At 44.6% G+C, this 22,631-nt stretch carries 21 protein-coding genes; 1 reads left to right on the top strand and 20 read right to left on the bottom strand.

Annotation, left to right across the window (positions count from 1 at the left end; genetic code table 11):
• Positions 1-393: 393 nt before the first annotated feature.
• The 10 genes from ACYQ2N_RS19865 to ACYQ2N_RS19820 all read right to left on the bottom strand — a co-directional run bounded on the left by ACYQ2N_RS19865 (position 394) and on the right by ACYQ2N_RS19820 (position 8,075).
• Complete coding sequence (locus ACYQ2N_RS19865; RefSeq protein WP_460001154.1) at positions 394-1,377, bottom strand: DUF4825 domain-containing protein; 984 nt, start codon at positions 1,375-1,377, stop codon at positions 394-396.
• Positions 1,378-1,498: 121 nt separating this feature from the next.
• Positions 1,499-2,008 (bottom strand): hypothetical protein, encoded by a 510-nt coding sequence (locus tag ACYQ2N_RS19860; RefSeq protein WP_460001152.1) that lies wholly within the window; start codon positions 2,006-2,008, stop codon positions 1,499-1,501.
• Positions 2,009-2,068: 60 nt separating this feature from the next.
• The gene (locus ACYQ2N_RS19855; protein ID WP_460001764.1) at positions 2,069-2,674 is read right to left on the bottom strand and encodes a hypothetical protein; all 606 of its coding nucleotides are present in this window, start codon (positions 2,672-2,674) and stop codon (positions 2,069-2,071) included.
• 21 nt (positions 2,675-2,695) lie between these two features.
• Complete coding sequence (locus ACYQ2N_RS19850) at positions 2,696-3,169, bottom strand: hypothetical protein (protein WP_460001151.1); 474 nt, start codon at positions 3,167-3,169, stop codon at positions 2,696-2,698.
• 18 nt (positions 3,170-3,187) lie between these two features.
• Complete coding sequence (locus ACYQ2N_RS19845) at positions 3,188-3,364, bottom strand: zinc-ribbon domain-containing protein (RefSeq protein WP_460001150.1); 177 nt, start codon at positions 3,362-3,364, stop codon at positions 3,188-3,190.
• Between the two features lie 13 nt (positions 3,365-3,377).
• A complete protein-coding gene (locus ACYQ2N_RS19840) occupies positions 3,378-3,713 on the bottom strand; it encodes a hypothetical protein (protein WP_460001149.1) in 336 nt (111 codons plus the stop codon).
• Positions 3,714-3,817: 104 nt separating this feature from the next.
• The gene (locus ACYQ2N_RS19835) at positions 3,818-4,177 is read right to left on the bottom strand and encodes a hypothetical protein (protein WP_460001148.1); all 360 of its coding nucleotides are present in this window, start codon (positions 4,175-4,177) and stop codon (positions 3,818-3,820) included.
• A gap of 369 nt (positions 4,178-4,546) precedes the next feature.
• Positions 4,547-4,774: a hypothetical protein gene (locus ACYQ2N_RS19830; RefSeq protein WP_460001147.1), complete on the bottom strand. Its 228-nt coding sequence runs from the start codon at positions 4,772-4,774 to the stop codon at positions 4,547-4,549.
• Between the two features lie 246 nt (positions 4,775-5,020).
• The gene (locus ACYQ2N_RS19825) at positions 5,021-7,678 is read right to left on the bottom strand and encodes a M56 family metallopeptidase (RefSeq protein WP_460001145.1); all 2,658 of its coding nucleotides are present in this window, start codon (positions 7,676-7,678) and stop codon (positions 5,021-5,023) included.
• Between the two features lie 19 nt (positions 7,679-7,697).
• Positions 7,698-8,075, bottom strand: a complete 378-nt coding sequence (locus ACYQ2N_RS19820) for a BlaI/MecI/CopY family transcriptional regulator (RefSeq protein ID WP_460001143.1) — start codon at positions 8,073-8,075, stop codon at positions 7,698-7,700.
• Positions 8,076-8,745: 670 nt separating this feature from the next.
• Here ACYQ2N_RS19820 and ACYQ2N_RS19815 point away from each other — a divergent pair.
• Positions 8,746-10,863, top strand: coding sequence for a thioredoxin domain-containing protein (locus tag ACYQ2N_RS19815; RefSeq protein ID WP_460001141.1), 2,118 nt, complete (start codon positions 8,746-8,748; stop codon positions 10,861-10,863).
• 44 nt (positions 10,864-10,907) lie between these two features.
• Here the strand turns inward: ACYQ2N_RS19815 and ACYQ2N_RS19810 are convergent, their stop codons facing one another.
• The 10 genes from ACYQ2N_RS19810 to ACYQ2N_RS19765 form a co-directional block, all read right to left on the bottom strand.
• The gene (locus ACYQ2N_RS19810; RefSeq protein ID WP_460001140.1) at positions 10,908-11,975 is read right to left on the bottom strand and encodes an HD-GYP domain-containing protein; all 1,068 of its coding nucleotides are present in this window, start codon (positions 11,973-11,975) and stop codon (positions 10,908-10,910) included.
• Between the two features lie 449 nt (positions 11,976-12,424).
• Positions 12,425-13,276 (bottom strand): selenium-dependent molybdenum cofactor biosynthesis protein YqeB, encoded by an 852-nt coding sequence (gene yqeB, locus ACYQ2N_RS19805; protein WP_460001139.1) that lies wholly within the window; start codon positions 13,274-13,276, stop codon positions 12,425-12,427.
• A gap of 115 nt (positions 13,277-13,391) precedes the next feature.
• Positions 13,392-14,180 carry an XdhC family protein gene (locus tag ACYQ2N_RS19800; protein WP_460001138.1) on the bottom strand — a complete coding sequence of 263 codons (789 nt, stop codon included), beginning with the start codon at positions 14,178-14,180 and terminating at the stop codon, positions 13,392-13,394.
• A 136-nt stretch (positions 14,181-14,316) separates the two neighbouring features.
• Positions 14,317-14,922, bottom strand: a complete 606-nt coding sequence (locus tag ACYQ2N_RS19795) for a nucleotidyltransferase family protein (protein WP_460001137.1) — start codon at positions 14,920-14,922, stop codon at positions 14,317-14,319.
• Positions 14,923-15,083: 161 nt separating this feature from the next.
• Positions 15,084-15,884, bottom strand: a complete 801-nt coding sequence (locus tag ACYQ2N_RS19790) for an IclR family transcriptional regulator (RefSeq protein ID WP_460001136.1) — start codon at positions 15,882-15,884, stop codon at positions 15,084-15,086.
• Positions 15,885-15,940: 56 nt separating this feature from the next.
• Positions 15,941-18,328 (bottom strand): 4-hydroxybenzoyl-CoA reductase subunit alpha, encoded by a 2,388-nt coding sequence (hcrA, locus tag ACYQ2N_RS19785; RefSeq protein ID WP_460001135.1) that lies wholly within the window; start codon positions 18,326-18,328, stop codon positions 15,941-15,943.
• An 18-nt stretch (positions 18,329-18,346) separates the two neighbouring features.
• Positions 18,347-18,844 (bottom strand): (2Fe-2S)-binding protein, encoded by a 498-nt coding sequence (locus ACYQ2N_RS19780; protein ID WP_460001134.1) that lies wholly within the window; start codon positions 18,842-18,844, stop codon positions 18,347-18,349.
• A gap of 231 nt (positions 18,845-19,075) precedes the next feature.
• Positions 19,076-19,945, bottom strand: coding sequence for an FAD binding domain-containing protein (locus tag ACYQ2N_RS19775; protein WP_460001133.1), 870 nt, complete (start codon positions 19,943-19,945; stop codon positions 19,076-19,078).
• Between the two features lie 185 nt (positions 19,946-20,130).
• Positions 20,131-21,546, bottom strand: a complete 1,416-nt coding sequence (gene ppcB / locus ACYQ2N_RS19770; protein WP_460001132.1) for a phenylphosphate carboxylase subunit beta — start codon at positions 21,544-21,546, stop codon at positions 20,131-20,133.
• A gap of 70 nt (positions 21,547-21,616) precedes the next feature.
• Positions 21,617-22,618 (bottom strand): PEP/pyruvate-binding domain-containing protein, encoded by a 1,002-nt coding sequence (locus ACYQ2N_RS19765; protein WP_460001131.1) that lies wholly within the window; start codon positions 22,616-22,618, stop codon positions 21,617-21,619.
• Positions 22,619-22,631 lie beyond the last annotated feature (13 nt).

Below are 22,631 nucleotides of genomic sequence, written 5' to 3'. Positions count from 1 at the left end.
CCGCCGTTGCGGGTGTGAGTCCAACTCCCAGAAACAATCCGCAGCCAATCCCAAGACTAGCGTATATTATCCAATTTTTCATTAAGTAACCGAATTAACTCATCCATTTTCTTTAACAACTCGCGATCATTTTGGGTTTTATCTCTGAAAAATCTAATTGCAGTTATCACAAGATATATCCCCAGTACAATTAATGCAATGTAAATTAGTATTACCAAGATACCAATTCCCGCCATGTGATCCACATCCTTATTTTTTTCTAATACTCGTAATTATTTTCTGCACTGTGAACAATCCAATCAGACAAGCCAGTTTTGCTAAATAGAACCCTATTTCCAATCTTGAAATAGGGAATCCCTTTCCCTTCTTAAGCTAAAATCAATTCTTTTACCATTATTGGGTTTTGACGTTTCCCTGTAACGCGGTTAACGTCTTGATGGCATTTTGCTCGGATGCGGCTGTTTTTAAGTCGGTATAAGCAATCATTTTTGTTCCGTCAAAAGCAAACAGATAAAATGTCGCGTTGTTTAATTTAAAATTATTGATATTATAGATTGTAAACTCAATTTTTTTGCCTTTGTATTGCGTGAAAAGTTCTTTTTGATCGGTAAGTTCTTTTATGGGAGGACTCACAACAAAATCGTCCGTTATAGTTACCGGGAAATTAACGCCGCTATTTGGAGTAATTTCACGGTCATCTCCAATCACGGAATAGATCTGCTTATCCCTCTCCATACTTTGCTTTTGTAATTTACTGTAAGAATCCTCGATGTTTTTTATAGCTGAAACCTTATTCAGATAATTCGCGAAAGAATCCGGGCTGGCCACCGCCTGTTTCACCGTATCGGCTGTAAAATACTCCATACCGTACCGGTCGCTTAAATTTTCCCTATTGTAATAGGCCCCGTCAAAGTCACCATATGAATCGTAAAGCCTGAACCAAATCTCACTGTCGTTGGGAATCAAGCTGAACATCACGGCTGCATTTTTATTCCATGCGGTCTCAATATCCTCCCTAAAACGGTAATTAGCTCGGCAGTCAACCTGATAGTTGACCGTAATCCCATATGGCTCACTGTCCGTTTTCAGCTCAAAGGATTTTATGGGTAGATCGGTATAATCAAGCGCATGAACTATTGCCCCTACATTAGAGTTATCACCGGTGTAAGTTCCGTGATATTGATATAATTTTTCAGCATAGCCGCTCAGCTGGCCCGAGGTACTTTCAAGCCCCCGATTGGAGTTTTTCTGTTGATTGCCGGAACTTTCCTGAATATTGCTACAACCTACTATTGCACCAACAAAACCTGTCAGGATCAAAACAAACAACAGCGACCAAATACTTTTCTTTTTTATTCTTCTGTTTAATTCATTCACAATAAAACCTTCTCCATATCAAAATTAAACTCAGTGAATACCCACGTCTATGTACCCAAGCTAGGATAATGTTGAACATTGAGCCAACATAACGGTTCGAAAGATGATAGCATCATTTCATTCATAAGATTTCTTTTACATTGAGTTTAACTACAAAATCTTCATCCTTACCATACTCCGATATACATTTAAGAGAAAAATAGAGGTTATCTTTTATTGAACTAATATTTTTGTCATTAAACAATTTCTCGCCGCTTAATTGTCCAACATCTTTATTTAATAATAACTCTTCAGGAAAGGTCATCCCCGGGATACCTGTAGTATTCGATACCGAATTAGATAAGACTGGGTCTTTACTCCCTTGTTTATCTAGATAAATGGTTTTAGAGTACGACTTTATATTTTCTAATTTGTTGCCAATATATTGTATTTGACCACCGTTAACGATTTGTTTACCTGAGGAGATAATAATAATGCCATTGCTTAATTGAATATCATTACCTGCTCCTTCGAACGTATATACTTTTAATACTTGATTGTCAATTTTATCCTTGTAAAATACGGTTGTCCCAATAAATATGAGATTCGTAATAATTAACAAAACAATAACTAATTTAGTCCAATTTCTCATAACCTTTCCCCATTCGACAAGTTTTTACGTTATATGTTAAGTGCAATTCCAATCTTATACTCACTTGATCGTAACGGTTGTTTCTTGAAAAGATACCTTTTGAAATCCCGGGTTTTCGGGGAGTGGTTTAACGCTCAAACGGAATTCCAGTTCAGAAACGTTATCCGGTAAGGCAGGAGTAATTATAAAAGAGTGCTGCATCCCTTTTCCGTGGCCAGATCCATGGCCTTGTCTGCACTGATATTCCGGGGAAATAAATAATTCGAAACTAGCGTGTCCCAAAATTACATACGGTTCAGGAGTATTTATTTCAGTTTCGACATACACTACGCTGGCATTGCTGTATTGCTTCATATGTGTTACGGCATACGCCATATTGTCAATTTCTACAGATTTCAATATAGGAACAAACTTTAAAAAGCCTGTTGGTTCAACAGGTGGTTGCAAACGCCCCTCGTGAAGCATATATGCTGCAAAGATTCTCCGGAGCCAATTCTCGTTTAGCCCATACTTTTGGCTCCATTCTGAAATAAGCTCAAGACTCGGAAACCCAGGATTGTTATTAGAAAGCTTTTTACGCTTTGCGAGTAGTCCACAAATTTGCTCATCAATGGGAGCCAGGTCTTTATAGTAGTAATCAGTAGGTGGACGAAACGGCATTTCCATCAAGTTCATTACCCCCATATCTCATCTGAATTTTTGAGGCACATCATTTTGGTTGACGTACTCAATCTTATCCGCTAGAAAAGGTTGCCCATCCTTATTTGTTACCTTGAAAACCACCGGGATATCGATACCTGCAGAAATAACTTTATTGGTAATTTTATCTCTAACATACAGTGTAATTTTCATATACACGTAGATATCACCGTCATATTTATGTTGATTTAATTCCTTAATTACCAAGTCTGCCTTTTTAGACGGGTATTCAGTTTTAAATATTTCATTAATATTGGATTTCTTGTAAACATCCAATGACATGTGTTTTGCGACTTCAGAATTATAACCACCATCAGTTGTATAAGCTTCTTCCACTAAATTGTTAATATCTACATAATGGTGTTGGCTAGATTTTGTCAAAAGCCCTATCGTGAGAAAAACGGTAAGAATAATAATTATAACTATCATATTTCGTACATTTAATAACGATTTAATTTTCATATTCCACACTCCGAGCCACTACTTCACCCACATTTCCACTTTTCCTAGCAGAAAGAGTGCAACAAAGCTAACAATCACGAATAGTATCAACTTTTCAATAAGATTCATCTTGAGCTTTGCACCACAATGGGGACAAACCGTAGCAGACTGTGCGACTTCTTTAGAACAATTTTTGCAAGCCGTTAATTGATCCATCGCCAACACCCCTTTACAACGACAACCAGGAAAAAATACTGTATGGTAAAAACAGCCACGAATCACCGACAATCTCGAAAATTGCGAACCACAGCAAAAAACCTGCAGCTACAGCAATTACTGAATGGTAAAGTTTTGTTATGAGTCTAAGAGAGTGACCAATTGCCAAGGCCAATAACCCAAAAGCCACGCTTAAAGTATATCCCCTAAAATCCCACATTCCAGCAAAGCTGAAAATGTACACACAGATTCCGGCCAGCCAATATACCCACTTAGAGTCACTTAAGCTGGCAATGATTATTTTCAGTAAAGTAAGTCCAAAGGAAAGCACAAATATAAATTCTCCCATTTCCCCACCTTCTATGGCCTATCGATAATCAAAACCAAAAAGGGGCTCGCCATTGTTCGCATCGACCACTGTATTAAATTCGTGGTGCGTATACAGTTTTTGATTTATAGACGGCCCAGCAGGTACTGAATAACCTTATTGCTCACAAAAGAAACGATGAATACCGGCTCTTTTGAAAGACTGTGGCCTCCCGCCGTTGCTGTCATTAATTGATATTCTACATTTATCCTATCGAGGCTGAATAACCGTGGGTGATAAGTCTTAACTGCATCTACAATAGCAACAATGGGGTTTATTTTTGCAGGGGCATTCGGAGTGTCGATTATAATGTTCATACTATTCAAAGCAGTCTTGTCTTGATAGGTTACTCCATTTGATGCTATATGAACTTTGGAGAACAGAAATAAACTCCCGATTACGAGAACTAACAAAATTATCATAGAGAGCCATTTAATCAATCTCACGTAATTCTCACCTCTGAGGCAGCTTCTCGACTCCAACAAAATCACTTCGCTGGAACCCATGTAAACGATACGGTTTGTGCTTTCGGAGCAACCGTAGTTTCTGTCCATTGAATCGGAGTGTTCGCAATTATTACTATATGCTCCGAATTCCCCTCGTGCAGGCTAATAATTGAATCAACCAGATTCCTTGGATCTCCATTTCCATAACCTAGTTTTGTCGCTGGCATCACAGTATCGAGAGTAGAGTATTGGGTATCATTAGGTCATAGAGTATTGGATTTTTACTGGTGGCATTGGCCAGTAGTAATTTTTCTGTTGTCGTCTTACCAAATAACGTTTGTGCTTCAGATGTAGAGATCTCTTGCCAACTCAACATATCTTGCCAAAACTATAATCCGGCGTTTTTTCGGCTAATCCAATATCAAAAGTGAATTGTTCTTGGGAATCAACGCTTAAATGAAACCCCTGAATTTGCCATTGTTCCTTTACACCAACCTGTGGACTATGCGGAGTAAACCATGGTTTTGACTCGGAACATCCGACAAGGGCCAACATTGAAACTATAATCACGAAGATAGTTAAAAAGCGGTTCTTCATTTTTTCTATACCTCTTCGGAGTGTTATCACAGAGAGATCAACTTCAAAATGGCTATGAATATATTACAGCTAGATACTCATTAGTCAAGAATTCCACAAGTTCCCTGGGATTCCTTCAAAATTCAAAAACAAACCGGTCGAAGTCATCTCAACTCCGACCGCTATTTTGTTCTCACTTGATATGTAGGAGAGAATTATAATTGTTAAAGCCTTACTTTGATCCTGTTTACTTCTCAATAGCATGTGTTAATTGTGATTAAACACACCGATAACTGTCTTACCGTCAACAGCATACAGCGGGATTTGAGCACTACCCGGTTTACGGTTATTTTGCATGTCCAATGCCTCTTCTGGTGTCTTCGGCATATTGCCCATTAGATCTACATATCTAACGTACCCATTAGTACCATCCGCACCTCTTGCCGCAATCAAATCCGGCTGTGGGTTTCCCATAATGGCACCCAAATTTGAGCCATACGTCTGTCCATTCTCGTTGGTCTGATATTGGGGTGCAAGCGCAGGATTTTGGCTAAATTCCGTCTTCCATTCCTCATTTTTTAGCCAATTATAAAGTGCTACTGATTCCAAATAATTTACTTTATTGGTTCTTGCTTCAATTAAGACAACTACATCTTGTTCGTAATGTATATACTTTCCTATAGATTGGGCATCAACTTCCTGTCCATTTATTTGGGTATACCATGCAGGATAAAGCAAGGTTTGAAACCCGTCTGAACCAGTTATATGCAAAACGGATGGTCCGATATTGTGATGAACAAAAGCATCGACTGCTTCTGTTGCTGGAATTGCTGCCGTATATGGTTTCGCAGTCTTTAACCATGATGATACTTGAGATAAAACGGAATTTTGACTATTCGGACTCCAATAAATCCCTGCTGGCGAATCGTCACTTATGCTAATCGAACGGATTGATGCTGGTAAAATGTATGATGTTTGTTGATTAGAAGTTGGTACTGAATTAATATTAGGCATGATACTTGACGTAGATGCCTCTAACATTACCAAACCCGAAGCTTGATCATTGTTCAACGTAATATTTTTTATCGAGTATTGCGTATCTCCGAGTAGAATTATACCAGTTTCGGGGGTATTTCCGGAACCATTTACTGGGAAACTCACAATTTGATTGCCACCGAAGATAATTCTTAATACCAGATTATTTGATGTATCTCTATCTAAAAGCCATTGCTCATTTTTGGTAGAGAATTTTTCCTTAAATGGAAAAGGAATTGTAATTGAGCCGTCTGAATTCTTTTTTGCCGAGGTTGGCATTGGTAAACTGCGATTTTCAGTAATATTTACTCCAGCTGAAGCAGAACTACTGCTATTTGTATTCAAGCTTTGCGTATAGAGAATGCTTCCACTGTTTGACAATCCAGTGATAGTGAAATCTGGACCTGCCGATTTATCTAAGAAGACATACCACATCAAATCCGCACCTGTTCCAACAATCTTAGCCTGAACTTTGTTAGTTGTGCCGTTTTCCGATACGTCTATGAACTTAACATTTGGGACCTTTATTTCGCCGAATACTAATGGAAATGGAGTAGTTTTTACATAGGGAAAATATTGAGCACTAAAACCCATTGGGGTTGAATCAGAATGTTCTCCACCCCAAGCCCATTCCCATCCCCATAATGTTTTTTTGATGTAACCAGAGGCATTAGTCACCCCTCCGTTACCAATGGCCTTTTTGTAGAAAACTACAACTCCGCCTTTAACTTCCTCAGCATCCACCACTTTAGAAACGTTTCGCCCAGATTTCCGGATAGCTTCAATTATCGTTTTCCCTGTGGAACGACTCGGAAAAAGTGAACCATTTACGGAATTTGTCAGGCCCAAAATGCCTATTAGAGCCAACAACCCCACAGCTACTATAGACAATTTCCAAGAGGGCCGTTTGAACGATGTGATCATAGCCAGCCTTCGCTTAATGCTAGACTTCCTATTTGTCATCCCCGTGGTCACTGGCAGCAAGATGGGTCTGGAAACTGTTTTTAACACACATAAAATAGTCTCCCCATATTTTGGGTGTTCTTCTTTATTAAGATGCTGTAAGACATTAGCATCACATGCTACTTCGCAGTCTTCCTGCATTTTGGCAAAGGCATACCAGATGACGGGATTAAACCAGTATACGGCCCTCAAAAGTAAGGTAAGCCAATTCATCCATAGGTCCCTGCGCTTGAGGTGGGACAATTCGTGCAAGAGTACATATCGTTTTTCATCATCTGAGAGAGCGGAGAGTATTTCTATAGGAACCAGCAAGGAAGGATTAATAAGACCGAACATTGATGGAGTATTCACATGTCTGCTATAGAAGATTAATATTTTTGAGCGAATTCCCATTTCTTGTTTGCATTTTTCGATAGCCTTAATAATAACTGGGTCACTGCAATTATTCCCATTATTCAGCTTTAATACATTGCTGGCGTAGACTAGGACTAAATACAGTACTATCATAATTGCACCGATTAACCAGGCTATTCCCAGCAGATCTACGAAGCTCAAACTACTTTTTTGGGGGAAAGTATTAGCCCTACTGTTTGGAGTTGATTCGTTATACGGAACACCGGGAGTGGAACTAGCATTAATTAGCGAGCCGGGATTACTTTCAGGTACAGTGAACACGAAATTGTTTCCGGTAATATTAATGTTACTAATCTCTTGAATGGCAGGGTTCAAAATATTTAAGGCACTTAAAGAACTCTCAGGTGCATAGGGAACCAGAAGTCTAAAAATTAACAGGAACCATATATAATGGTGCCACTGGGCTGACAACTTGTTTTTAAACAGCGCTTTACTAACAAGAATTAGTACAACTAGAACGCTTGCTGATATTGATAGAGAAAGCACCTCTCTAAATATTTCGGTTAGCATCATAGTCCCGACTCACCTCCAACTAATCTCTTTTTTGGCGGAGGATTTGCTCTAACTCCTCTAATTCCTCGGGTGAAAGCCTAGCTTCTTTGAGGAAATTAACAGCCATCAACTTGAAGGAGCCATTATAAACTCTTTGCAGAAAAGACTTAGTTTCAGCCTGTTTACAATCTGATTCTGTTACTTCCGGAAAATATAAATAGGTTTTACTGCCGGTGTTTACCGAAAGAGCTTTCTTCTTAACAAGTCGGCTAATAAGAGTATGGATGGTTTTGGGTTTCCAATCAGTAGTAGCCTCTAACGCTTCAATTATCGCACTAAATGGCAGTGGTGTCTGTGAGGCCCAGAAGACTTTCATTACCCGCCACTCCGCATCTGAAATTTGCGGAATCTCTTTCACGCTAAAACCCCCTCTGTCCTACGTCAGTAATCCATGTTTTTATCTTACATGTGTAGTCCTTCCATTGTCAAGTAGGTAATGTAAATTTTGGGTAAGCCGAGTCAAAGTAATTAATTTTTTATAATGGTTCGAGGTTGCAAGCAAAAGAATACTCTTTAGAACTTACCACCCTACAGATAATCCGTAATATTCAAAAAGATAAACCCGAAAGGTTAGCATTATTGCCAACCCGCAGGCGTCTTGTTTTTGGGTATTATCCCTTTACCACCGTGCCGTCCCTAAAGGTAAACAGGACATCATCATCAGCAAAGACCGTGACTTTATCTATAACCGCAATCCAAAGATCTTCGTCAAACTCCGTCAAAACAGAATCCTGCCGCAGCAATGTACTAAGAAAGGTATCCAATTTCTCTCGCTTTATCCGGCGGGCTTGCCGCTGTTCTTCGATTTTTTCCAGCTTAGCCTTGGCTTCTTCGTACCTTGCTTCAAAGCTTGAGTACCGTTATTGGTATTCAGCCTGGTCTAATTTTACACGGGCATTCTCCTCCACAACTGTCTGGTTAACTGGGTTTTCCCTTTTATAATAATAGGAATAATCCTTTATAATCGCTTAATATCTTGACATACTAATATCAATGTCACGTTCAATAACCACACTTTGGAGGACAAAATGATAACTACCGACAAACAACCTAACAGACTGCTAAGAGAAAAAAGCCCATATCTCTTGCAACATGCCTATAATCCCGTAGACTGGCATCCTTGGAACGAGGAAGCTTTCACAAAGGCCTCGAGGGAAAATAAGCCTATTTTCCTAAGTATTGGATACTCGACCTGCCATTGGTGTCATGTGATGGAGAGAGAATCTTTTGAAAACGATGAAGTTGCCGCCTTGCTCAACCGTTATTTCATCGCAATTAAGGTCGACCGCGAGGAGCGCCCGGATATCGACCATATCTATATGGCATTCTGCCAGGCGCTTACAGGTTCGGGAGGATGGCCGTTAACGATTCTGATGACCCCCGAGAAACGACCGTTTTTTGCGGGGACTTATTTCCCCAAGAACCGCCGCTACGGTCGCCAGGGACTGCTGGAAATTCTGGAACAAGTCGGGTCGCTCTGGGTGGAAGATGACCATAAACTTCGCGGGGCTGCGGAGGAAATTTTTGATGCCGTGCAAGCGCATACCCAAACCAAAACCGCACCGCTCATAGACAATGACCCCAGTAATGCACCTCTGCTTGGTCAAGACGCATCCCTTATAAAAGAGCAGGGAATAAAGCTAATAAACGAAACCTTTAGCCGTCTGGCCCATACTTTTGATAACCGCTATGGGGGGTTCGGGCAAGCACCTAAATTCCCATCCCCGCATGTACTCGGTTTTCTCTTGCGCTATGCCTTTAGTGAACCGGACAGTTCTGCTTTGGTTATGGCCTCTAAAACCCTGGACGGTATGGCACGCGGAGGAATGTATGACCACATAGGGTACGGATTTGCGCGTTACAGTACGGATGAGAAATGGCTGGTGCCACACTTTGAGAAAATGCTCTATGACAATGCCCTGTTGGCATACGTGTACCTGGAAGGGTTCCAAATGACACATAATGATGATTACCGCCGGGTGGCTGAAGAGATTTTCACTTACATTGAACGCGATTTGACCGCGCCCACGGGCGGGTTTTATTCCGCAGAAGATGCCGATTCCGAAGGAGTGGAAGGAAAATTCTATGTATGGAGCCCTGAAGAAGTCATTGAAATCTTAGGTTTGGAACAGGGCAAGCTCTATTGTGCTACTTACGACATTACGCCAGCGGGCAACTTCGAAGGTAAAAGTATACCTAATATAATTAATTCAGATCACCAACTCTTGGCACAGGAGTATGCACTCAGTCTGAAAGAACTTGAGTCTGCACTCACCAAAGCCCGCAGAACCCTTTTTCAGGTGCGGGAAGGGCGCATTCATCCCCATAAGGACGACAAAATCCTCACTTCTTGGAACGGCCTCATGATCGCTGCTCTAGCTAAGGGAGCACAAGTACTCCAAAATGACCGCTACTTGCTCTTGGCTAAGCGTGCTGTCAAATTTATCCTTAAGAACCTGCGCCGCCCTGATGGGCGTCTTTTAGCGCGCTACCGGGACGGAGAAGCAGCCTATCCGGCTTACCTTGACGATTATGCTTATCTCATATGGGGTCTGCTCGAACTTTACAGCGCACAGGGTCAAAGCAGTTACCTTGAAACAGCACTTGAACTGCAGCAGGACCAAAATCGGCTTTTCAGCGATGAGCAAAATGGTGGCTACTACCTGACCGGAACAGATGCCGAGGAACTCCTCATCCGCCCCCACGAAACTTATGACGGGGCCACACCTTCCGGTAATTCGGTCAGTGCTCTTAACCTCCTGAGGCTGGCGCGTCTAACCGGAGATACGCAGTGGGATGAAAAAGCCGCTAAGGCACTCTCTGCTTTAATGATGGCAGCAGTTGAATACCCTACCGGCTATACTGCGTCTTTACAAGCTTTGCAATTTTCCCTCTACCCAGGCCAGGAGATTGTGCTGGCCTCTCGTTCGCAGGCAGAAGAGCTTCCAGCTTTTCGCAAGACATTTTTCTCTGATTTACGTCCCTACTCAACCCTACTCTATCAAGACGGGAGCCTCGAAGAAATCCCCTGGCTTAAGGATTATCCAATCCCGGATGCAGGAGTTACTGCGTATGTCTGTCAAAATTTTGCATGTCAACAACCTGTACACACGCCAGAGGAATTTCAAAGCCTTATGTCACATTAGTTGACTCAAGCAATTTCCCGGGAGGATTCACTGGTTGCCAAATATCACTCATTTTCCACTTTAACTATCATAAGCGATGGATGTTCAGCAAGGTTAAGATCAATGGGGGCTAACAGAGGGCTGTTTTCCTCATACAGAGCCCGCACAAACGGGCGGCTTGGAAAAGACTGGTTTTGCTTTACCACATTCCCTCTAAGCCCGTTGCTGAGACGAACTCCCGAACCAGTTGGATAAATAGCGACATTTTTCGTAAATGAATCTACTATCTTGGGTTCAAAGTGAGTTCCGGAATTGGCCATCAGATACTCGAAAGCCTTATAAGGCTGGAAAGCAGGACGGTAAACTCTTCTGCTTGTTAAGGCCTCGAACACGTCAGCCACAGCGGTAATACGGCCGTATTCATGGATTTCTGTCCCTTTTAAACCCCGCGGGTACCCACTCCCATCCCATTTTTCCTGATGTTGAAAGGCAACATGAGTGGAAAGCAAACTAAAATCCCGATTTTTGCGCAAGATTTCATACCCATATATCGTGTGTTTTTTAATCTCATCAAACTCATCTAGTGTTAAAGGGGCAGTCTTGTTCAAAATTTCATCAGGAACCTTTATTTTCCCTACGTCATGCATAAGTACACCCATGCCAAGCTCAAGCAGTTTAGATTCAGAATATCCTGCGGCCAAAGCCAAAATCAAGGCTAAAACTGTAGTATTAATAGAATGCTGAAAAGTGTATTCGTCATATACTTGTATCTCAGTTAAATTCCCGACAATGTCCCTGCTGTTTAGTAAATCTTCAATCATTTCCTCAACTGCCGTGCGCACCTGTTCAATCGGAAGGGCATTATCCCGACCTGTGCCGATATGCCCGGTAATTTGTTTAAGGGTCTTATGGGCTAACTCTCTTGTAGGTGTGCTGATAGCTGGCTGAATTTCTACATCAGCTAAACGCTCATCTTCAATGAATACAACTTCACAGCCATAATTCTGCAGGCGGGATATGTAAGAAGAAGTAAGTTTTACCCCCGCTTGCAGCAAGACCTGGCACATAGCATTCATCACAGGCCGTGCGAGCACAGCCCCCTCTTTTAAATAATTAACATTTACTAAACGCATAAACATCTCCCTAAAAACTTTAATTTTTTGTCTATAATGCGTTTACATTCAGTAGTTTGCTGAATACCCCTTCTGCCTTATAAAAAAATCAGCCAACAATACTCTCTCAGCCGGATTTACTTTTCGTTATTTGCACTTTTGCCGCTAACCATATTTACTCGTACTAGCTAATTTTCGCACAAATAGTCCTTAATCCCGGCTTGTTCTTTGTGTTAATCTAATTTCTGCGCAAATTCGAAAATACCTGTCTCTGGTTGAAAATTTTCCCTTTAGTCCTATGCCTTTTAGGCCTAGTCCCATCAGCATCGTTGCGATTTTCCTTGCTTCTGATAAACAGCCAAATCTTACTTGAATCCTTCCCTTATATAAAAATTAAAAACGCAGAACTACTACTGTTGTGTCCTGCGCCACTACTAAACGGTTTTTTCCATTGGCCCCATTCATGAAGGTTATTTTTGCCCTTGGCGCTCCCACTCTACAACTGCGAGCAGAGCCGCGCCGCCAATAGCCCTTGCCTTTTCTGAGAGTGTGAAACAATAATCCTGTTCGCCCCGGGGGTCGATGTCACCGGTCTTAACTTTTTCCTTAACATACGTACCGGCGCGCAAAAGCCCGCGCAACATGCCCGTAATTGTTGCCCTCACTTCCGCTTGTGCTCCTTGTGCCTCCTGGATTATCCCCAACACTTCCCCTGCGCTCACGTGCTCGCCGATCTTTTTAAAGGGGCTGAACACTCCGGCTTGAGGGGAATAAACGACTCGTTCAGCTGCCACCCCGCCTATTTCTCCCGGGACTCCCGTGTTAGGCTCAGCCATACCTTCATAAATCAGGCGGGCCAGATTATGACCGCGGTTGGTCTCTAGCACTAGATCTACGTCTTTACCGGCGCTGAACCCCGGCCCTAAACCTATTGTCAAAGGGGCCATGTCTCTATTCGTTCCTAAGTTGCGTTTAGCCATGATGGCATCAATCACAACCACAGGCTTAATCTCAGGCAGAGTTTGCAAGTCGGGATCAATGAAAATCGGCACTGCCCCGAGATCCCACAAGCGTGAACACGCACCCGGTTCACTTGCCAGACGGGCTTGCACCCCTTCTACTTCCCATTTCCCTTCGGCGATGGCCGTCCCAAAACAGACCGGCCAGCGCACCATCAGGGGTTGGCTTACTTCCGTCATAAGGACACGAAATCCCGCTTTGGCCAAAGTCCACCCTACTCCTGTAGCCAGTTCTCCTGCTCCCCGCACCAAGACTATGGGACCCCTAAGCACTCTGGTATTATTAATCTTAAGATAAGTCATATTTAACACCCTAACTTTATTTAACATGATTTTAAGCAAGAAAATCTTATTTTTTCAAAGTTAATTATTCTAAACAATACCTATACCCTTTAACTGTGCTATTTTGAGTTTACACTCAAACGGATGCTAGATTAAGGGGCTTACCCGTTCCTCCCTTGAGCTCTTTCACAAGTTCTGCAGTCATACTCAGAGCAACTTCATACGGGGTTTCCCCGCCGAGGTCAAGACCCACCGGGCCGCGCACCTTAGCCCATTGTTCTTCACTTAACCCGCTCTCAAGCACCTGTTTGTGCAGAGCGGTAATTTTGCGCTTGCTGCCCATAACGCCGACGTAACGCAGCTCATGCTGCAAAACTTCGGATAAAATCTCTTGTTCCTGGCCCAGAGAGACCACAAAGAAAATCGTTTCTGAGGTAACATTACACTGCTTTAATCCTTCAAGGTAATCCGTACAGATCAATTGTACCCCTGATTTCGGAAAATAACTCTCATTTACCAGCTCAGGCCTAGGATCAATTAGCACTACCGGCAAACTGAGCTGGGCTGTTAAAGTCGCTAAGGGCTGGGCCACATGCCCAGCTCCAAAAATGACAACCTGAGGTGCGATGGTGTATACCTCATGGAACACTTCGATCGTGCCGCCACAATGCATTCCAATTCCTTCCGGAATAAGGTCATAGCGTTTCAATGTGCTCTGGCGGTTATTGAGAAGCTCCTGAGCGTCTTCAATTGCTAAATACTCGAGCTTGCCCCCTCCGATCGTCCCCTCAATTTTCCCGTTAGCCCGTACGATCATCTTGGCTCCCAAGCTGCGGGGCGTAGAACCCTCAGCGCGGACAATTGTGGCCAGAACGAAGGTTTCCCCGGCAGCACGCAACTCCTGAACCCTTGCAAGAATATCCATACTTCTCCCTTAAACGGGCCCACCTCCGCACCTCGTAATTTTCATGAATAAGTGGAACTGCTTGTCCCAATTTATTTCACCTGGACTGTCTCGGAAATTTCGAACGCGATTAAAGAACTTTTTCAGGGGACACTATTCACACTTTCTTAAACTTATTATACTCCTCCGGAGTATCTAAATCAGTAAAGAAGTCAGAATTTACTTGATAGGTTTTTAATTTTCCCTCATAGTTTTTAAGAACAGTTTTCCCCCCTTGCTCACCACTTAATGAAGATAATTCGGGGATCAGTTTGCGGTGAAAAAACACAGGAGAACCTGGCACCATTCCCGCGACTGGAACGAGTGCATCAGGTTCTGTGTGGGCAAAATTCTTAATAAGCCTGGCTAAAACTGGACTGTTAACTCCAACTTGATCCCCCGGTAAAAAGGCAATCCCCACAACATCATCACTCACACCCTCAAGTCCGGTTTTGATCGTTTGTGCCAGGGGTACCGGATCCGGGAGCAAACGCCACTTTCCTTTATTCTTGGTAAAAAGTGCATGCACTGAGGGAGAAAGGTAGACCGCAGGGGGTTTACGGGCAATAACTACTAGTTCGCCATTGAGCCCGGACTCTGCCAGAGCATCCAAGGCCTCGTGCACAACATATCCCAGCACGGTCGCACCGTACCAAGCTAAGGCTAATTTATCAGTGCCCATGCGCGTTGCCTGCCCCGCTGCCATTACCACCAGTCTAATCAACCGAACTGCCTCCCTCGGCGAGTCGCCATATTCTTAAACCGTTTCTAATCTTAGACACAGATCAACTTCTTAAGCAACTTGGATTTACCATAGCATTTAGGAAGCTTATTTGCAACCATTGTATTATCAGGTTGCTTGCAACATTACATCATCAGCGTGTATTATCCCTCCATCATTGAGCTAATTTCCTCAATGCCAACCTTAGCTGCTTTCGCCGCCCTAAACATTTTCTCCCTTTGAAATGAAGAACTAAAACCCACGATCCAGATCGCTGCTACCAACCAGCCGCGGGCATCAAGGAGGGGGACACTGACCGCATGTACGCCGTGGATATATTCCTCAAAATCTGTGGCAAACCCTGCTTCACGCACACGTTCTAATTCTACCAGATACTCATCTTCATCTGTAATAGATTTGTCTGTGAATTTAGGGAGGGTTCGCTCCTGCAAAATCCTGCGCTGCTGAGGTTTATCGAGGCTTGCCAAAAAAGATTTAGCTGCTGCCCCTGCAAAGAACGGAATACGGGCACCGACCGGTGCCGACACTTTTAGTTCAACCGGGCTCTCTGCTTTCTCAATAATAGTAATCCCGTATTCGTCAAACCTTCCTAAAAACACTGTCTGTTCGAATTCCTCAGCCAGCTTCAGCATGAACGGACGGGCTAGGCTGCGCAAACTGATCCCGGCCAAAGACTGGTTCCCAAGCTGAATTAAAGCCGGGCCCAGCCTGAACTTCTTACTGGCCCCATCCTGGCGCAAAGCTCCCAAGTCTAGTAGAGCCTGAGTAACTCCGAATACCGTGCTCTTATTAATATTAAGCACGCGGGAGAGATCGCTTATCCCCAGGGAGCCGGGAGTTTTTGCCACTTCCTGCAAAACAGCGAAGGCTTTATACACAATGGGTGCGCTATAAGCATTGCTGTTACCGTTGCTATGACCCTCTTTTACAATCCTCTCATTCATTGTTCTTTCACCTGCTTTCGCTGCTTTTGATTCAGAATTTACTATGAGCTAATACCTCATTTAGAATCCCGTTCGCTCTTATCTTTCAAGGCCCGCCAGATTTTCTCATAAGACATGGGCAAAGAATTAATGCGGACGCCAAGCGCATCAAAGATGGCATTGGAGATAGAACCCATGGTCGGGGTAGTTGCACCTTCCCCCACTTCTTTAACCCCCCAGGGAGCGTTTGGTTCATAACTGTCCACCAGCTCAGAGTTAAACTTAGGCATATCTAAGGCGGTAGGAAGACGGTATTCGGCCAAATTGGGATTGAGGATCCTGCCTTGGTCGTCAAAAAGCACCTCTTCCCACACTGACTCACCCATGCCCATATAGAAAGCACCGTGCACCTGCGCGTGGAGCAAGGCCGGATTTATCACCTTGCCGCAGTCATGCACATCCCAAGCTTCCAGAATTTTAACTTCCCCGGTCTCCTCATCTATTTCTACTTCCGTTACCTGAGCTGCGAAGCTGTAAGCAGGAGAGGTACCGACAGCAGCCCCTTTGAATTTGCCCCCCAGCTTAGGCGGGGTATATGATCCTTTTCCTACGAGCGGCCCTTTCTTCACAAAAAACTCCTGGGCGACTTCCCTAAAGGTTTTACTTATCTCCGGCTTTTCTTTCATAAATATCAGCTCATCCCGGCACTCCAACTCCTCCGCACTGGAACCCATCATCAGCCCAGCTGTTTCGAGAAGCTGGGTTTTAATCTCTTCCCCTGCCCTCTTGACGGCCCAGCCCGACATCAAGGTCTGGCGGCTGGCGTAAGCGCCGAAATCATGGGGCGCAGCTTCAGTATCAGCTGAGACTATGCGCATCTTATCAAAGGAAAAACCCATAGCTTCCGCGGCCATCTGGCAGAGAATGGTGTCACTCCCCTGACCGATGTCCACTGCTCCTGTGTACAGAGTTGCGGAACTGCCGTCCTCATTAACCTTGATCACTGCGGACGCTTGCGGCAAATTAGTGCGGTAAATCGGATACCCTGCGCCTGAGACAAAGGCTCCCAGGCCAATCCCGATTCCCCGCCCTTGAGGCCTGTCTTTGCGCTTTTCGTCCCAGTTGGAGGTTTCGCGCGCTTTCTCTATCGCTTCCGTAAGGGCACAGGATTCCACCTTAAATTCATTAGGAGTAATGGTATTGGCCTTACGAGCATTTCTTAGCCTAAGTTCAATCGGGTCAATTCCCAAATCTTTGGCGATATTGTCCAAATGACTCTCGAAAGCAAAGCGTGGCTGTGGGTGCCCGTGCCCGCGCTGCGCTCCACAGGCAGGCAGGTTTGTATAAACCCGGTACATATCAAACTTGTAATTCTCAAAGTCGTAAAGAATCGTAAGCAAGGCTCCCGCATAATACGCACTCGCAACCCCCAAGCTGGTATAAGCCCCGCCGTCCATGATAAAATCCGCATGCACCCCCAGGATCTTCCCGTTTTGGTCCACACCGGTCGTGAGCTTCATATACTGGCGATGACGTCCCCTGTTGTGAGCAAACATTTCATGGCGGTCATAAAACATTTTCACGGCACGACCGGTAAGTTTGGACAGAGCCGCCCCGGCAAACTCCAGCCCGGTCGGTTCAAGTTTCCCCCCGAAACCGCCCCCAATGTGCGTCTTAATTACGCGCACATTCCCCATGGGCATCCCAAACTGGCGGGCAATATAGTATTGGAAATAATGCGGGGACTGGGTGCTGGAATAGACTGTGAGTTTGTCATCCTCCCAGATCGAGATGGCAGAATGAGGCTCGATCGGGCTTTGATAAGCCCGTTGCCCGACAAAGTAGTCAGTGCGTACATGATAGGCTTGGGCCAACGCCTGCTCTACATCCCCAAAACTTTGGTGAATCTCAGTGTTAAGGTTGCGCTCATATTCCTCATGGATTTGCGCAGCATCCTCATCCATGGCATGCAGGGGGTCAAGTACCGGGGGGAGCACTTCGTATTCAACCTTGATTAACTTAAGCGCTTTATAAACGGTCTCTTCGTCCACCGCCGCTACCGCAGCCACTTTATCCCCGACAAACAAGACTTTGTCGATACAGAAAATGTTTTCATCCCAGCGCGCCGGACTGATGCCGTATTTTATGCTGGGCACATCTTTGTGCGTAATGACCGCTTTAACCCCGGGGAGGTTCTCAGCTTCTGAGATGTCTATACTAAGAATGCGAGCGTGAGCATGAGGACTGGTAAGGATTTTACCGTAAAGCATACCTGGGAATTTGAGATCGCCCGTATACTTTGCCTGGCCGGTGGCTTTAACCCGTCCGTCAAGCCGGCCCACACTCTTGCCGATAACAGAGTATTCTTGACTTACGGAATTACCCTGAGCAACCGCTGTTTCCTCCGTATTAAATTTTGCCTGAATCGCATTTTTTTCCTGAATAGCAGATTCTTTCTCAGCCACGGAGTTGTCCCTCCTCTCTTATTCCCGCTCAGAGGCAGCGAGAATAGCTTTCACAATATTTACATACCCGGTACAGCGGCAAAGGTTGCCGGAAATCGCTGCCCGAACTTCCTCTTCGGTGGGATGCGGGTTCTGCGTAAGCAAGGCCTTGCCGGATAAGATCATACCAGGAGTGCAGTACCCGCATTGAATCGCGGCATGATCAATGAACGATTCCTGCAGTTTATCGAGCTTGTCATTAGGGGCAACCCCTTCGATTGTCGTAATCTCCAACTCCTCTGCCTCAACTGCCAGGACTAAGCAGGAATTAACAGGCTTGCCATCGATAAGGATCGTACACGAGCCACAGTCCCCCAACTCGCACCCCTTTTTTGTTCCTGTTAACTCCAGATCATCGCGCAAAACATTCACTAGCAAAGAATTCCCTTTAACCATCAAGGTATGGGTATCCCCGTTAACCTTAAGATTAACTAAATAGCGTTTAACCCCTTGGGCATCTGTAACATCCTGGGCCACCTCTATCCACCCCTCTCTAAATTTAGCTGAGATAATTCTCCGTCACTTCATAAAACCAGTGTAAGCTCTTGTCGCGTTCAACAATATTCTGAAATCGAGCTAAGTTCCTTCCATTCAAAAAAGACATCTATTTGAAACAACTTTGTTACAATATAAAGAGACTTTACTCGGAACTCCTCGCAACAATTAATTTTCTCAAAAATCCATTAATCCAATGCAATCTATGCTTGCTTAGACATTTCCCTCATTTATTGCCTTCCGTAAGGCCCTGCGGGTTAAAACCCGTACTAAATCCCTACGGTATTCCTCTGAACCCCGGATGCTGGTACGTGGCCTGCTCTCATGCGCCGCCTGCACCCCCGCTTCTTCCAACAACTCATCCGTGACTTTTTGGTTTTTAAACACCTGTTCAGCCGCCTTAGCCCGCATGGGCACAGGCGCAGCCGCAGCCAAGACAATCTTCACCTCGTGGCAGATTTCCCCGTCCATTGTTACACTCACGGCAGCCCCGGCCACAGCCAAGGCTCCGGACCGGCGCAGCCCAAAACGGATATAGGTGCTGCCCGTCGAGTCTTGGTCCGGAATCATCACTGCGGTTAAGACCTCATCTGCTTTGATCTGTGTCTGGTGGACGCCCAGGAAAAACTCCTCCAGCGGCATGGTTCGCTCCCCTGCCACCCCCACCAATTTTATCACTGCGCCTAAAGCGATCAGAATCGGCGGCAAATCAGCAGAAGGCACAGCATTGACAATATTTCCTCCAACTGTCCCAAGATGGCGAATTTGATTGTTTGCCATATGATGTGCAGCTTCGGCTACAGAACGATACTTCTCTTGAATGATCGGAGAATTGGCAATTTCATTATGCGTTGCCCTGGCTCCGATCACTACTCCCGTACCTTTCTCATACCTGATTTCCTTCAATGCCCCCAAATTATTCAGGGAAATAATCACTTCCGGGCTTAGCTCACCGTGCTTCATCTTGTGTAAAAGGTCTGTCCCGCCTGCCAATATTTTAGCCTTAGACCCATGTTCAGCCAACAGCCAACAAGCTTCCTCCACACTCTCCGGCGCATAATAATCAAAATCCGGCAAGTACACTGCTTTCCCCCCTTTAAGTCTCCTATAAAGAACAATCTTTCAGTATGGGAATACTATACCATCAAACACACCGGTTGTCAGTAAATTCTGATAAAATGTTGATTTAGAGTGGTAAACAGTCGTTTTCTTAAGAGAGCAGAAGCTGGGATCTTATTCCCAGCTTCTAGAGCTTAATTTGACCCCTATTACTCCTGAAAACCATAATCTTTCCATTTTTCAAGAACACTATCTAAAACTGAATCAGTTAGTTCAATATTAATCGGTTTTTCTTCCCATTCATAGGGAATACAACAATCCATGATTATTCTGGATGTAATATCTCTGTTCTCAATAGGCAAAGATGGATCAAGAGGAGTCGAGCGCCCACGAGAGATAATCTGAACCCCTCTTCCTGGTGCCATGCGGGTGCTCATCGCCCAGATGACACGGCCCATATCATCAGCCGGAATATCTTCATCGACCACGACCACAACTTTTATGCCATAAGAACCGGTGGACGTAGAGATAACCGCGTTTCCAACATGAGCAGAATGGCCAGGATACATTTGTTTAACTGAGACAACAGCCATAAAGCGTCCACAGGACTCAGGAGGAATATAAACGGATTGAATACCAGGGATCTTCATAGCCTCAAGATCAGCCCAGAGTGTGGACGTTCTGTTCATCGCTTGAATCATGTGAGTATCAGTCACGGGGCGACCCACCGTTGTAGCATGGAACACCATGTTGTTACGATAGGTGACAGCTTTAACGTCGATGTAGTGCCTTGGCACTGTACCCTTGCCGGAATAGTAGCCTGTATATTCACCAAAGGGCCCCTCATCCCTCAGCTTCTCAGGCCACAGCTCTCCTTCAATCACCATCTCAGCACCAGCAGGAATAGGCAGATCAACATATTCGCCCTTAACGACTTCCACGGGGAACCCGCGCAGGGAACCGATATAGTTATACTCATCTTCCCCGGCCCCAATGAGGGTGCTTGACGCCAAGAACATTAGAGGGTCATAGCCAACAACTGCGGCGACCTGCATCGGCTTGTTCAGCTTGGCATATTTCATGCGGTGAAGGTCGCCATGTTTTCCTTTGATCAACTGGATGCCGCATGTTTTATCATCAAGAATTTGCATGCGGTAAGTCCCCAAGTTCACCCAGCCTGTCTCCGGATCTTTCGTAATAACACTGACAAACGTGCCAATATATCTCCCGCCGTCCATTTCATAAAATTTGGGCACCGGAAACTTAAAAAGGTTTACATCGTCACCCTTGTCAATATTTTCTTTAACAGGGCCCGTCTCGACCCATACGGGGGGAATCAATTCTTTGGTCCGGTCGACCCACTCCCTGGCCATCTGGCTGAGCGTGGTATTAATAGGCATATGCATAGCGAGCGCAAGACGTTGAGTAGAAGAGAGGGCACTTACAAAAACCGGAATACTGTAGTCCTTAACATTCTCGAACAGGAGTGCGGGGCCATTTTTTTCTTCATTTACTTTAGCGATATGAGATAGCTCCAAATTCCAGTCTACCTCGGTCTTTATCCTCATTAATTGACCCTGTGCCTCTAATTCCTTAATGAAATCTCTTAAGTCTTTAATTGCCATAAAATGCTCCTCCTAAATTCATAATCTTCAGGAAATAGCAGGTGAATCGCCTAAGACATTTAATATTCCCTTAGTGATTGGAGACAAGCCTGTCATTCGCAGACATCCCTCCCCAGACTGTAACCGGCCTACTTTGGAGAATCAACAGATTTCTGGGGAAAGGAACATCTCTGTCTAAGGCCCACTCAATGTCCTGCGGCCTGCCATAATGTCCTTCGATAGACATAGCTGTTTGAGCCAACAATTTGATCTCCATTGCTGTCAAACACGAAATCTTCTGTCTTTCCTTGGGTACTTCCCACGGTACCGTTTCGCCGGAGTTAGGATCTCGAATAAACTCCATGGTTTTGGGTGAGATCCACTGTTCTTTAATCTCCAAAGTTTTTTTGTCCACCACGAAATGATCCGGAGTGATAAATCCTCCGACAATGCCTTCCCCAAGACCCCAAGCCGCATCAATCACCACACGGTCGTGGTTCCCACTCACAGGGTCAACAGTGAAAGCCACGCCTGAGACTTTAGCATTCACCATTTTCTGCACCACTACTGCCATCGCTTCGTCGTCCAAATTAATTTCATTGCTCGAACGATAATGCAGCGCGTGGCTGGAAAACATACTTGCCCAGCATTGAAGAGTCTTGCTCAACACATTGTCTTCACCGTACACATTTAGGAAAGTCTCATGCTGCCCGGCGAAACTCGTGTTCGCGCTGTCTTCCATCGTAGCACTGGAGCGCACAGCCACTAATACATTGTCTCCTGTTCGCTCGCACAACTGCCTGTATGCGCTGCGAACCGCTATTTCGACCTCTTGCGGTATCCGGGCCTTTTCAATATACGGATAGAATTCTGTCTTTAATCTATCGTCTGAAACTTCACGTCCTTTTGACATGAGTTCAGTCAGTAATTCATTAATCCCGGCAATGTTCGCAAATTTGCGGTAGGCGTTGACTGTGATCGAAAACCCAGGCGGCACTTGCTTGCCTGCTTTGCTCAGTTCCCCCAGACTTGCGCCCTTGCCCCCTACCAGAAAAACATCTTCCTTCGAACATTCTTCCAGAAAGCGGATCATGTTTAGCCCCTCC

The organism is Paradesulfitobacterium aromaticivorans (assembly GCF_054657415.1).
The sequence above is the reverse complement of the archived record's forward strand: the minus strand, read 5'-3'. Positions and strand labels throughout refer to the sequence as shown.

Excerpts from the sequence above, each read along its gene's own strand:
- ACYQ2N_RS19860 (WP_460001152.1), bottom strand. The coding sequence starts at position 2,008 with ATGAGAAATTGGACTAAATTAGTTATTGTTTTGTTAATTATTACGAAT.
- ACYQ2N_RS19855 (WP_460001764.1), bottom strand. The coding sequence starts at position 2,674 with ATGGAAATGCCGTTTCGTCCACCTACTGATTACTACTATAAAGACCTG.
- ACYQ2N_RS19850 (WP_460001151.1), bottom strand. The coding sequence starts at position 3,169 with ATGAAAATTAAATCGTTATTAAATGTACGAAATATGATAGTTATAATT.
- ACYQ2N_RS19845 (WP_460001150.1), bottom strand. The coding sequence starts at position 3,364 with ATGGATCAATTAACGGCTTGCAAAAATTGTTCTAAAGAAGTCGCACAG.
- ACYQ2N_RS19840 (WP_460001149.1), bottom strand. The coding sequence starts at position 3,713 with ATGGGAGAATTTATATTTGTGCTTTCCTTTGGACTTACTTTACTGAAA.
- ACYQ2N_RS19830 (WP_460001147.1), bottom strand. The coding sequence starts at position 4,774 with ATGAAGAACCGCTTTTTAACTATCTTCGTGATTATAGTTTCAATGTTG.
- ACYQ2N_RS19825 (WP_460001145.1), bottom strand. The coding sequence starts at position 7,678 with ATGATGCTAACCGAAATATTTAGAGAGGTGCTTTCTCTATCAATATCA.
- ACYQ2N_RS19815 (WP_460001141.1), top strand. The coding sequence starts at position 8,746 with ATGATAACTACCGACAAACAACCTAACAGACTGCTAAGAGAAAAAAGC.
- ACYQ2N_RS19810 (WP_460001140.1), bottom strand. The coding sequence starts at position 11,975 with ATGCGTTTAGTAAATGTTAATTATTTAAAAGAGGGGGCTGTGCTCGCA.
- yqeB (WP_460001139.1), bottom strand. The coding sequence starts at position 13,276 with ATGACTTATCTTAAGATTAATAATACCAGAGTGCTTAGGGGTCCCATA.
- ACYQ2N_RS19800 (WP_460001138.1), bottom strand. The coding sequence starts at position 14,180 with ATGGATATTCTTGCAAGGGTTCAGGAGTTGCGTGCTGCCGGGGAAACC.
- ACYQ2N_RS19790 (WP_460001136.1), bottom strand. The coding sequence starts at position 15,884 with ATGAATGAGAGGATTGTAAAAGAGGGTCATAGCAACGGTAACAGCAAT.
- ppcB (WP_460001132.1), bottom strand. The coding sequence starts at position 21,546 with ATGGCAATTAAAGACTTAAGAGATTTCATTAAGGAATTAGAGGCACAG.
- ACYQ2N_RS19765 (WP_460001131.1), bottom strand. The coding sequence starts at position 22,618 with ATGATCCGCTTTCTGGAAGAATGTTCGAAGGAAGATGTTTTTCTGGTA.